A 12,462-nucleotide genomic window follows, 5' to 3' on the forward strand; every position below is an offset into this window, starting at 1 on the left:
TACGAACCGAATACGTTAGACATCATTCAAAACTAACCTGAATTTCAGAAGGAATGGATTTCCATTCTTCCGAATTTCGGCTTTTGTAAAAAATCGGAGAAACGATGTCCTCCCAATTTTCTCCCCGAAACAAATCCAAACTTTCTTCCCCTTTTTTAAAGACACGGGAGGATTCATCCGAAGCGGGTTTTACGTTTTGAATCGGAGCCCATCCGAAACCGGGAATATAGAATTCTAAAGTTTCTTTAAACGTAACCGAATCCTTTTCGGCTCTGGTTGCCGAATATAAGGAACGAACTGGAATTCCAGAATCGATTAAGTTCCTTTTCAAAGCGGGAATCGAATTTCGAAACAACCTCGCATCGAAAACCTTATCCACATAGTATGAATTCTTTTGCTTTTCGAGCGGTTCTCCCTTTAGAAAGGGCTTGATATCGTCTCCGATTCTTTCCTTCTTTTCGAGAAAGTCGTCCGTAACGTAGTAACGTATATTTTGAGTTCTAACTTCGAAAGAATATTCTAAGGTCTGGGTTCCTTTTTTATCGTCCACTCCGAGATTTTTTACAAAGGCTCTTCCATTTCCGATAAAATCCTGTTTGAATCCGGATTCTCCCATCTTTAGATTTCGAACCCTTTGGTGTTCCGTAGTTGGAGGTTGAAAAAGACCGAGCATTCCTCCGGCAATCGAAAGTTCGTTCAAAGAAAAAGTAAGTTTCACTTTTACCTGATGGGTTGTTTCACCCGACGCGATAAAACGATCCGTTTCCACAAAAGAAACTCGTCTCACTTCTTTACCCGTACGATCAACGACGTAGATTCTGCTTCCTAAAAAAACCATCCCTCTGATTTCTTTCGAAGGAGTTTTGACGGAACCCGTAATGGCTCCGTTATTCGGATTGTACCGGTAGATATTTCCATCGGAAGAATCTGAAATCCAAAGTGAATCCCTCGCAAAAACGAGATCTTTCGGTTGCGCCCTATCCGTAAGAAAACCTCCGATGATCCTTCCGGTTGCCTTATCTAGAATGGAAATTTTTCCATTCTCCTGATCGAGAATGTATAAAAGGGAATCTTGGCTTGCGATGCCTCCGATTTTCTCGATCGGAACCGAAATACGTTCCGTTACTCCGCCAGTATTCGGTTCTACTTTGAGAATGAGTTTCCTAGATGCGATGTAGATCCTACCCTCTCTCGGATCAAAATTGATTCCGGTTAGAAATGGAATGTTTAACGGAAACGATTCCTGTCTTCCGGAAGGATCGACACGATACAAAGAACGTTGTGAAGAATCGATGTACCAAAAGTTAGTACCGTCGTAGGTAAATCCATACGCATTGTCCGTAAGTTTGATTTCCTGATCCTGCGCGAATATCGGAAATGAAAAGAAATATCCGAGTAAAATTAAATACCTGAAAAAACTGACTTGAGTGAAATCCATAGCTCCTCTGCAAGACCGGGTTTATTTATATCAGTTCCAAGTTGAATCGGCGACGGTACAAAAATAAGAATCAGCGAGAATAAAATCAATATACCGCCGATTTTCCGAAATCGATCCAGAGGAACTACCGGGTCAGGGACAAACGGGTGTTCTACCTTTATGATGAAATAAATGAGAAAACCCCACAACAACCATGAGAAATTCCAAAAACATAAAAGTAAAAACCCTGTAAAAAGATAATAAATCCACTTCCGATATTTTTCACCAAAAACGGAATAAATTACGTGCCCTCCATCCAACTGACCAAAGGGAAGAAGATTGATCGCGGTGACAAGCAGACCGACCCAACCCGCCCGCGCAAGAGGATGAATCCAAACGTCTTGAATCGAAGAATCAAAAGGTCCATGAACCCATTGATTTACAAAAATGGTAAAAAGAGACTCTCCGAAGGAAATAACTCCAGGATTTCCTTTTAACGATTCCATAGGTACCAGCGAGGACCAATAAATTCCGAGAATGTAACAAGGAACGGAAAGAATCAAGCTCATCAGAGGTCCCCAAATGCCGATGTCGAAGAGTTGTTTTTTGTTTCGAATGGGTTCCAGAATTCTGATCACGGCGCCCATTGTTCCGATTGGTCCAAACGGAATCGGAATAAAGTAAGGCCAAGTCGCTTTAACACCGTAATGACGTGCGGCCAAATAATGACCCATTTCGTGCGCCAAAAGAATTGTGATTAAAGAGAGGGAATAAGGAAGTCTAAGATAAAATAATTCTTTTATATAGTGCACAGGTAAAAAAGGAATCTCAAAGAACTCACTCTGAAAAGTCAGAGTCAAAAAAGTGAGGATAAACAGGATTAAGTGCGTTGAAAATCTGGACTGGTTCAATCGTTATTCTATTCTTCTTGGAAAGAATCCTCTTTACATGGTATTGCGAATTTTTAGCCTCTTACTAATCAGGGCCCGGAGAGAATCACTTGTTTGAAAATATTAAATTTATTAAGAAGTATGACCCAGCCGCTAAATCGTATTTGGAAATCGTACTTTGTTATCCGGGTCTTCACGCTCTCTGGTTCCATAAGGTGGCTCATCTTCTCTATCGGATGAGACTCTCTCTTATCCCAAGGATGATCAATACTTTTTCCAGATTCATCACTGGAATAGACATTCATCCCGGAGCGCAGATTGCGAACGGGATTATGATCGATCACGGACATGGAATCGTAATCGGGGAAACAGCAACTATCGCCAAAGGATGTCTTATCTATCAAGGTGTGACTTTGGGTGGAACCGGCAAAGAATCAGGGAAACGTCATCCGTCATTGCTCGAAAACGTCGTCGTCGGGGCAGGTGCCAAAATACTAGGAAATATCACGATCGGAAAAAACGTTCGTGTCGGCGCCGGCTCGGTTGTCATGAGGGACGTACCGAACGATACGACCGTGGTCGGAATTCCCGCGAAGATAGTTCGTTCTAAAATGCCGATCGGCGAAGAAGGCGAGCACATGCTCGATCACAACGAAATTCCCGATCCGGTCGCAAGAGTTTTTTCCATTCTTCTCGAAAGAATAGAAACTCTTCAAAAGGAGGTCCATTCCATAAATCAGATCGGTGGAAATCAAATTCGTCCTAACTACGGAAAGGACAACCTAGAAGAAATCCTGGACGAATTCATTCATGGTAGTGGAATCTAAAACTAAGTTCGGCTAAGCCGATTTTCAAAACTTTTTCAAAAAGATTCCGCGCCTTCGAGAGTAAAAAGAAATTTCGGAATTGATTTTTTTGATTCACGGAATTCTCATATCAAGCCTATGAAAAAGAAAATTCTTTCCTTGGTGCTATTCTTAATTTTTTCGTTCGGAATTTTTGATTGTAATTTGCTCGTTTCAAACGAGCAAATGTGTTCGAAAGATATGGAAGAATTCGATAAGTGTTTGCCTACACTTCTTCTTGTTATCCCCGGGTGTGTAGATTCGAGTCTCAACACTTGCGGAATCGCGGTTGTGGAAACCGCCAAAGAAATCTGTCGTGGAAGAATGAAACAGGATAACTGTAGGGCGCACCGTTAAAACCTAAAACCCCGTGACAATTCACGGGGTTTGGCTCCGAGGAAGCACCGTTTATAAGAATCTTATTTTTTCGGAACGAAACAATCGATTCCGTCGGTTTTCAATTTGGACTTAAAGGAATCCGCAGCGGTACGATTTCCAAAATCACCCAACTGAATCACGAACAATCCGTCTCTCGTAAACATGAAAGTCTTCTCTCCGTATTCTTGTCCAAGATTCGATTTGTAAGTTTCCGCTCTTCCTTGATCGCGAAAAACTCCGACCTGAACGGTATAACCTTTTGGAGCGCCTTTGATGTATTTCCCAGCAGCAACCGGCTTATTCGGGTAATCCGTTTTTTGAGGATTTAATTTTTCCGGTTTTCCATTTTCATCACCTAACAAAGCTTCTTCGTCATCGGAATTTTCAAGATCTTCCGATTCTTCTCCGGCAGCCCCACCGCGTTTGATGACTTTGATCCCGACTTTCGCGACCCCCGTGTCTTTGAACTCAAGAGTGTCGGCGGCTTTTTCGGAAAGGTCAATGATTCTATCCTTCACAAAAGGGCCTCTGTCGTTCACACGAACTAAAACTTCTTTTTGATTATCTAAATTCTGAACCTTGATAATGGATCCCAATGGTAGAGTGGGATGTGCGGCGGTGAGTTTTGTTTTATCAAACTTCTCTCCGCTCGCAGTGGGTTTCCCGTGGAACTTTCCGCCATACCAAGAAGACATTCCAATTTCATCAAAATCTCCGGAAGAAGAATTCGATTTTTCAGGAGGTTGAGCCTTTGCGAATTTTTCAACGTTCAATTCTTCTTCAAAAGATCTTCTATTCGGTTTTTGCGAACTCGAAGAATTGGAACCGGATTCTCTATCCATTGGAGCGATTTCCTTTTCGAAGAAAATCTCCGACGGATCTCCGGAAGCGCTTACACTCCGTTTCGATTCAACGGATGCACAAGATGTAAAAATAATCAGGGCAACTAAGATTGCTATTTGTTTCATGGTTCCCTCGGGTCCTAGTGATTCCTTTAATCAATCGGAAGAATCGAAAAATTTCATTACTACTTTTTCAGTTGTCCGAGAGAGATTTCGGTCCGATAATTCCTGTATGACCGGGACCGACATCAGCAGAGTATTTAACCAAGCGCTTTCATTGGAAAAGGAAGGCAAACTCCCGGAGGCAATTCAGCACTATGAAAAAATCATAAATGCACAACCTAAGTATCAAAAATCCTATCTGAACCTCGGAGCCCTTTATTCAAAACAAGGGAACTCGGGAAAGGCGATTGAGGTTTACCAAAAAGCTCTCGGCGTGGGTAAAACACCCGAACTTTACTACAACATCGGAGTTGAACTCTATCGTATGGGGGAAATCGAAACTTCGATTCGTTCCCTCAAAAAATCACTCGAACTCGAAAAACGTTTTTTGAAATCCCACATTCTTTTGGCCTACTGTTATCGCCAACTGGAGAAGGACGAAAAAACCGAGCTCTATTTAACGAACGCAATTCGAATCGATCCAAACAATAGGATGGCGTTGACCGCTTTAGCGACTTTTCATTTTGAAAAAGAACGTTGGAAGGAATGTCTAGAAATCGCGAACAAAGTAAATCAACTGTATCCGGGAGATTCACGGATGCAGGTTTTGATCTCCGAGGTCCACACTCGGCTTGGAAACTTTAAGCAATCTTTTGAAATTCTGAAACAAGCGACTTCTCAAGCAAAAGGATTTACTCGTTTTTCTGACGCGATAGATGAATCTAAAAAGAATCCGGAAGAAGCGGCTTTCTTTGCATCCTTGGAAAAACTTACCAAAAACAAACTGGATGAATTCCGCTCAAAGTTCGAAATGAGCAAGGAGAATCCGGAAGACTTCACACCTCCGAGTCCTCAGGATGCACTTGATCTTTCACTCATGTATCTGTTTCATGGTGATAAAGAACGGGCTCTGAAGTATATGCTCTATGCTCAGAAACAATTGGAAGAAACTGGTGCACAGGAAGCGAGCGATCCATAGAGAGCGAGCTTGCCAAAAGCAGCAAAGCCTTCGCGTTGACCCCGAACAAAGTTTGGAAATTCAAACGAGCCATCATAAATGGCCTACTAAAATGTTTTGGAATTTATTCATAGTCTTAGTCATTTCCTTTTTTAGTTCTTGCATCTATCCGATCCGAGAAGCGGAAATTTTGGAAACGGATTCTTCCTTTTTGTATTTGAACTCCGTCGAATTCTCTCAAACCGAATTGGAAAAAGTGAGTTCTCTTTGGGCAGTGAGGAAATTTAGAGGCAAAGGTACGAGCGCAGAGGATAAGAATAACTTAGGAATTCTTTTCGCAAAAAATTCCTTTTTAGACGATGCAGAATTTTCTTGGAAAGAATGTCTGAAACTTTCCCCGGCAAATCCGATCTGTTTTTCCAATTTGCTCCGAATGCATTTTCTGATCGACGAATACGATCCCGCAAAAGAAGAAATCGACCTTTTTTTGAAAACGGCGAAAAAGGATCAGGTTCAACAACTTAGAAAAATTCTAAATTCTCAAAATCGAAAAGAAGAGACCGTTCTGATACTCGACGTTCAGTCCAAAATTCCGGGTTTGGAGCTCGCTTCCTGGGAGGAATTGAGTGTTTACTTTTTGGAAAAACAGGATTTCGAAAAGGCGTATTTTTATTTGGAAAAAATTCTTCAAATCAATCCTTACCATAAAAACGCCCGTGCTTCTATGGTTCTTCTGGCCCATGATATGGAAAAATGGGACGATCTTCTGATGTTTGCGATGAATCTTCAATCGACCGACGATAAAATTCCGGATCTGACTTACTACATTGCAAAAGCATATTATGAAAAAAGAAATTACTCCGAGGCTATGGAATGGATCCGTAAAACACCCGACCTCGAAAGGGAAACACTTCCTTTTATAGAACTTTGGAAACGAGTTTTACTGTCGATCCATCCAAACAACGATCTTAGTCCTATCGTTCCTTACGTTCGTAAATTACAAAACAGAGGACTTCAAATTCGAGAAGAGGAAATTTTACCTACTCTAAATTCTTCCGGAAAAAAAACCGTAGAAGATATCAAAGTCGGGCGTTAACTTTTATCTTGATTGCAAAAACTTCCAAATCGTAAGCGCTTGTTTTAAATTTTTAGGTTCGTGAGTTCGAATGTATTCTACGTTTTTAAGGGAAAGATAGAGTTCAGCGATCACAGTCGCGATTTCTCTTTCGGAAACCTCAAGACCGCCTAACGCATTTCCCAGAAAGGACTTTTTAGTCACGGAAACCATCATTGGCGAGAATTCTTCTCGAAGTTCTTCGATCTTTCTCAGAACCTCAAAACTGATCTGAAAATCGGGACTCAAAAAAAAGCCCATTCCAGGATCAAAGATCAATTGTTCGTTGGAAATTCCGGATTCTAACATTTCCTTTTTTCTTTCTCTAAAAAAATTTCGAATCTCTTGAATGACGTTTTCTTCGGTGAGATGAGAAAACGTTTCCGGTCGATTGGAATGATTGTGAGAATACATTACGATGAACTTCCGATCCGTCCCGGAGAATTTGGAAGCTTCCCGGATCGATTCCTTGTCTACAAAACCTCGGATATGATTGATAAATTCAACACCGGCTTCCAATGACTTTCGGATCACTTCCGGTTGAAACGAATCGACGGAAACACGAACCTTGTTGTTTATCAATTTTGGAACAAGATCCTTCATTCGAGCCCATTCTATCTCCGGACCGACCAGATCGGATTTGACGTTCGAAGACTGAGCTCCGATATCTACGACGTCCGCACCTTGAGAAAGCAAAGAATCTACTTTGTTTTGAGCGGCGGTAAGAGCGAGGTATTTCCCCCCATCGGAAAAAGAATCCTCTGTGATATTTAGAACCCCGAAGATTACCGGAGAATGTGGGGAAGAATTCGGATCCTTGCTAGTTTCCATCTTTAAAAACTCTTGTTCAAGACCGATACTCTAAGAGAGATCCTGAAATTAAACTAAAAACGGCCTTCTCTGACTTTCTTTTTGGAGCGATTCATGCGTACTTTTTCTAAATTCTTTTTATACTTATTTTTTTGCGCTCTCTCTCCTATCCTTTCACAACCTCTGCCCGATTTACCGGAAAAACAATTCGGCCAACCTCTAAACACACAAAACGACGAATACAATCCTCTGATTAGTCCGGATGGAAAGTATATCGTCTTTCAATCAAATCGACCCGGCGGTGAAGGCGGAATGGATATCTGGATCTCGGAGAACGTTCAGTATCTAGATAAGGAAGCTCCGGCGGAATGGACAAAGCCGGTAAACATGAATCAAAACATTCGAGAAGAATTAAAACGCGCATCCGTTGCCGGAGTTCGCAAGCCGAATCTTTTTAACTCGAACGCTTTTGAAGGCGGAATCTCGATCCTTTTTGATCCGAATCACGCTCCTTCGGAAATTTATTTTACATCCACTCTCAATCCTTCGATCGGAAGGACCGGTTTTGAAGGACTAAACATCTACAGAACGATCAAAGATAAAAAGACAGGTCGGTGGAGTGATCCGGAACACTTAAACGAAATCAACTCCAACTTCAACGATAAGATGCCGGCAATTTCGCCGGACGGAAATTTTTTGATCTTCTCTTCGGATCGCCCCGGAGGTTACGGAGATTTTGATCTTTGGATTTCAACGCGAAATATGAAGAATGGAACCTGGTCTCAACCAAAAAATTTAGGCTCTCCTTTGAATTCTTCGGAGAGCGAAATTCTTCCCTTCATCCATCAAGACGGGGAACAACTTTACTTTAGCTCCAATCGGGAAGATGAAAGAAAGAAGTTTAAGATTTATAGAATCTTTTTAAAATACAAATCCGCGTTAGACAATATGCTCGAGGACGAGGAAGACGTCGAAGAAAAAACCGAAATAAACGCTACGGAATCTATCATTCCAAAAGTGGACCAGTCTTCTCTTTTTCTATTACCAAAACCGTTTAACTCGGAAAAATGGGAAGGTTTTGATAACGAGGGAATCAGCTTTGATCGTGACGGAATCTGGGCTTACATTTCCTCAAACCGAACTGGCGGAGAAGGTCAGTTTGACATTTATCGATTCCAGGTTCCGGAAGCGCTTCGTAATTCTTACAATCTCAATTTCAAAGGTCTTGTACTGGATGGATCCGAAAAGACGATGATCGGACTCGATGCAACGCTAAAAATTTACGATGGAAGCAAACCTGCAATGGTAGTCACTTCGAAAAGGATCGGAGGAGATCTCAGCAAAGGAAGGCCGTCTAACTTTACAACTGCGCTTCAGACCGGTAAAGTTTATAAGATCGAGATCAGCTCGCCGGGTTTTCATCCTCAGGAAGACCTTTTAGACCTTCGTGGGAACATAGGCAAAAATCGCAAAGTTTATCGGACTTATGTCTTACTACCGATCAAAACTGGGGAAGGAAAAACGGAAGAGACGGCGAAGACGGAAGAAACTCGCGTTACGAACAATCAACAAACCGCAGTTGCTTCCGGTTTGAGAGTCGTTGTGGCCGATGAAAAAACGAAAGAAATTCTCCAAGAGGCAAAGGTAACCCTTTTTACACCGATCAATCGCAAAGGAGAGTCGCTCCCTCAAGAATCCGATAAAAAATCCTTTTTAGTAAATAAATTACCTGAATCCGATTTCGAATTATTTGCGATTGCTCCGAAATACATCTCCGAAAGCGTGAATCTTAGTCAAAAAAATATTTCCAAAAACGGAACAGTGACAATTTTCCTTAAAGCTGAGAAGGACGTAGATCCGATCTATAATCTACGCATTTATTTCGAATTTAATAAAACAAAAATCACAGAAGAGAATAAAAAGTTCTTAAATCCCCTTGTAGAGTATCTGTTGAAAAATGCGTCCGATAAAATTGAAGTTGGGGGACACACGGATAACGTGGCCTCTAAGGAATACAACACGAGGTTGAGCGCGAAAAGGGCTCGTAACGTTTATGAATATCTCATCTCAAAAGGAATTTCTGAGAAAAGAGTCAAAGCAAGAGCTTATTGGTATTCGCAGCCGGAATCAGAAAATGAAACAGAAACAGGAAGAGCAAAAAATAGAAGGGTTAGCTTTCGAAAGCTCTAAGGAGTTTTCATGAACGTAATGTATCAAGAATTTTTGCAGGCGCCAAGATCCTGGGAAATCATCGAAGACCTGAATAAGATAAAATACATTCTGAAAGAGTACATTCACTTTCAAGGATTGTTGGTAAAAGAATCGCCGTTTCATCAAGAATTAAAACCGATCGAGATTAAAGAAGACGGCACGTTTATTTTTCCGATCGATACTACGCTGACCAATCTGGACGGTGAACTCGTATTATATAGAACCCTTTCCAAACACATTGAAATTGGATTTCACGTAACGGAAAAGACTGACTCTCAGATCATCTGTAAACCGGTTTTCGCAAGAATCGCCAAAACTCAAAGAATGTCTCCGCGGATAGAAGGTTTGATCGGCAAGGTAGTAGCTCACAAGTTTCTCATTCCTCGGAAGGAATTGGAAGTCAGTAAAGTGTTGGGAACTTCCGGACAAATCATTCTGAACGATCTCAATCGTAAAATAAAACAAATTTACCCGAGCGCACATTTGGTGTTCAGTTCTTCCAAAGATCTTTCACCCGAGGAAGAATTGGTAAAAAAACATAAAAGACCGATTTATATCAGTGATACGAATACGATGGATTCGAACGCTGAAAACGATCTTAAGGATTTGGACGTACTTCCTATAAAACAAATTCTTCAAGAAGAGTTGATCTTGGAAGATAGAATACGATTTTTCAAAAGCGGTAAGGTTCGCTCTCTTTTGATTTTTCCAATTCTTTTCAGAACCGGCGGCGAGACGCAAATCTTTGCGATGGGCGTCATCGAGTCCAGTGACGGGCCTGTTTCCGAAAAAGTAGTTCCTCTTTACCTTGAAATGGAAGAAATCTTCAATTCAAGAATGGGAGATTCCAATACGAAGGCTCTGGATGTTAGACAGAATGTTCTTAACATCTCGGAAGGCGGCATTCTTTTGGAAGTCACCGAGTCCGAATTGATCGAGTCTTTTTTACACAAACCTTCTTTCACGGCGGACATCACTTTTAAAATGCAGGCGCCCTTACGTTTTGCATTCCATATCCGACATATTTTTCAGGTCGGAGAAATCTACCACGTAGGTGCAGAAATAGTTGGCTCCAATGATGCTAAGGCAAATATGACTCTATTGAAGAAAAATATGAACTTCATTAAGACTCAGTAATTTGCCTTGGAAAATCAGAAGAATTTTTTAACCACAGCCCCTTACAAGGGGACTAGAGACTTTTACCCGGAAGAAATGCGTCTCCGCAACTGGATGTTTTCCATCATGCGCGAGACCGTTCTCTCGTTCGGTTATCAAGAATATGACGGCCCCATCTTAGAATCTTTCGATCTCTACAAGGCCAAAAGCGGCGAGGAGATCGTCGAACGTCAGTTATATGACTTCATAGATAAAGGTGAGAGGCGGGTAGCGATTCGTCCTGAAATGACCCCGACTCTCGCGAGAATGGTTGCGGGAAATCTTCGCAACCTACCGAGACCGGTTCGCTGGTTTTCCATTCCGAACTTGTGGCGATACGAACAGCCCGGTAAGGGGCGACTCCGCGAACACTGGCAGCTAAACGTGGATCTTTTCGGCGTGGATACCTATCGCGCTGAACTCGAAATTCTACTCATAGCGGATTCTATCCTCAAGAAGTTCGGAGCTCCGGAAGGAAGTTATCAGATCAAGGTTTCGCACAGAAAACTTCTCGATAGCTTTTTAAAGATAACTTTGAAGTTAAATGCGGATCAGATTCACGGTGTATCCAAACTTTTGGATAAAAAATCTAAAATTACGGCGGAAGCATTTGAAGCGGAAATTAAACCGCTTCTAAACAATGCTCAGGAACAATTACCTCTGATTGAGACCTATCTCTCTTCATCATTGGAGAATGTTTCTGAAATCCCCGGCATCGACTCTGAATCCGTTTCTTTTATTCGAAATTTATTCGGTGAATTAGGAGAATTGGGAGTTGGAAAACAGCTTACCTTTGATCCTTCAATCATTCGCGGATTTGATTATTACACAGGATTTATCTTTGAAGTTTTTGATACAAACCCAGAGAACAGAAGATCTCTTTACGGAGGAGGTCGTTACGATAACCTGATCGGCCTCTTTTCAAAAGAACAACTTTCCGGAATCGGATTCGGTTTAGGGGATGTCACCCTCAAAAATTTTCTCGAGGGTCATAACTTGATTCCCGAGTTAGGAAGACAAACTACCGTATTTCTGCCTATTATGGATGAGTCCTTATTCTTAGAAACTTCCAAACTTTCTAAAGAGTTACGTGAGAATGGAATTCTCACCGAAACCATGTTAGATTCCGCAAAAATAGGAAAACAAATTCAAGTCGCGGAAAAAAAAGGTTATCGCTACGTATTGTTTCTCGGAGAATCGGAAATCCAATCGGAATCCGTTCAGATAAAGGATCTGGTTTCCGGAGAACAGAAAAGCCTGCCGAGAAAAGGCCTCTCTGAAATTCTGAAGAAAGACTTTCAACTTTGATAGAAATCGTAGATAAGATCGACTTTTCACTTTCAACTTGGATCCGTGAAAATCTGCACAATCCTAAACTGAGCCATATTCTCTCCAAGATCAATCGCGGAGAAGTCTTCCTCGTTATTCTTCTTCCGTTTCTTTTCTTAAAAAATGATCTACCGATCGCGTGGTATTGGGTCCTTTTATTTACTGGAACGATCACGTATGCAAACGATCGATTCGTATTATTCCTAAAAAAACTAATCGCGAGAAAGCGGCCCTTGATCACGGTCGCCGGAAAAGTTGATTCCAATCCGGATATGAAACTGATAAGAATCAAGGCCGGAGAAAATTTAAATAAAAATACAAGAATTAAGACCGCTGTCATCGAGTTTGCGG

At 41.5% G+C, this 12,462-nt stretch carries 11 protein-coding genes and 1 pseudogene; 8 read left to right on the forward strand and 4 right to left on the reverse strand.

Annotated elements, in window-relative coordinates:
* Positions 1 to 22: 22 nt before the first annotated feature.
* A complete protein-coding gene (locus JWG45_RS18520; RefSeq protein WP_205281102.1) occupies positions 23 to 1,438 on the reverse strand; it encodes a Vgb family protein in 1,416 nt (471 codons plus the stop codon).
* The gene (locus JWG45_RS18525; protein ID WP_205281117.1) at positions 1,402 to 2,295 is read right to left on the reverse strand and encodes a site-2 protease family protein; all 894 of its coding nucleotides are present in this window, start codon (positions 2,293 to 2,295) and stop codon (positions 1,402 to 1,404) included. Before JWG45_RS18525 ends, JWG45_RS18520 begins: the two co-directional genes overlap by 37 nt.
* Before the next feature lie 122 nt (positions 2,296 to 2,417).
* Between JWG45_RS18525 and cysE the strand changes: the two genes are divergently transcribed.
* Together cysE and JWG45_RS18535 are read left to right on the forward strand one after the other, a co-directional pair.
* A complete protein-coding gene (gene cysE / locus JWG45_RS18530) occupies positions 2,418 to 3,134 on the forward strand; it encodes a serine O-acetyltransferase (RefSeq protein WP_205281103.1) in 717 nt (238 codons plus the stop codon).
* Positions 3,135 to 3,338: 204 nt separating this feature from the next.
* Entirely contained in the window at positions 3,339 to 3,509 is a 171-nt protein-coding gene (locus tag JWG45_RS18535) for a hypothetical protein (RefSeq protein ID WP_232380764.1), read from the forward strand.
* A gap of 62 nt (positions 3,510 to 3,571) precedes the next feature.
* Here JWG45_RS18535 and mpl36 read toward each other — a convergent pair whose 3' ends face one another.
* On the reverse strand, positions 3,572 to 4,498 hold the full coding sequence (gene mpl36 / locus JWG45_RS18540) for an RlpA family plasminogen-binding lipoprotein MPL36 (RefSeq protein ID WP_205281105.1): 927 nt from the start codon (positions 4,496 to 4,498) through the stop codon (positions 3,572 to 3,574).
* A gap of 106 nt (positions 4,499 to 4,604) precedes the next feature.
* Between mpl36 and JWG45_RS18545 the strand changes: the two genes are divergently transcribed.
* Both JWG45_RS18545 and JWG45_RS18550 read left to right on the forward strand, forming a co-directional pair.
* Positions 4,605 to 5,513 carry a tetratricopeptide repeat protein gene (locus tag JWG45_RS18545; RefSeq protein ID WP_205281106.1) on the forward strand — a complete coding sequence of 303 codons (909 nt, stop codon included), beginning with the start codon at positions 4,605 to 4,607 and terminating at the stop codon, positions 5,511 to 5,513.
* A gap of 91 nt (positions 5,514 to 5,604) precedes the next feature.
* Positions 5,605 to 6,588: a tetratricopeptide repeat protein gene (locus JWG45_RS18550; protein ID WP_205281118.1), complete on the forward strand. Its 984-nt coding sequence runs from the start codon at positions 5,605 to 5,607 to the stop codon at positions 6,586 to 6,588.
* A gap of 3 nt (positions 6,589 to 6,591) precedes the next feature.
* Here JWG45_RS18550 and folP read toward each other — a convergent pair whose 3' ends face one another.
* Entirely contained in the window at positions 6,592 to 7,437 is an 846-nt protein-coding gene (gene folP, locus JWG45_RS18555; protein ID WP_205281107.1) for a dihydropteroate synthase, read from the reverse strand.
* Between the two features lie 93 nt (positions 7,438 to 7,530).
* Here folP and JWG45_RS18560 point away from each other — a divergent pair, with 93 nt between their 5' ends.
* The 4 genes and pseudogenes from JWG45_RS18560 to JWG45_RS18575 form a co-directional block, all read left to right on the forward strand.
* Positions 7,531 to 9,606, forward strand: a complete 2,076-nt coding sequence (locus JWG45_RS18560) for an OmpA family protein (protein ID WP_205281108.1) — start codon at positions 7,531 to 7,533, stop codon at positions 9,604 to 9,606.
* Positions 9,607 to 9,615: 9 nt separating this feature from the next.
* Complete coding sequence (locus tag JWG45_RS18565; RefSeq protein WP_205281109.1) at positions 9,616 to 10,764, forward strand: DUF1577 domain-containing protein; 1,149 nt, start codon at positions 9,616 to 9,618, stop codon at positions 10,762 to 10,764.
* Positions 10,765 to 10,770: 6 nt separating this feature from the next.
* Entirely contained in the window at positions 10,771 to 12,090 is a 1,320-nt protein-coding gene (gene hisS, locus JWG45_RS18570) for a histidine--tRNA ligase (protein WP_205281110.1), read from the forward strand.
* Positions 12,087 to 12,462, forward strand: a pseudogene (locus JWG45_RS18575) (hypothetical protein); the annotation flags it as partial. The gene hisS and the pseudogene JWG45_RS18575, both read left to right, overlap by 4 nt.

Origin of the sequence: Leptospira ainlahdjerensis (assembly GCF_016919175.1) — a bacterium.
GTDB lineage: Bacteria > Spirochaetota > Leptospiria > Leptospirales > Leptospiraceae > Leptospira > Leptospira ainlahdjerensis.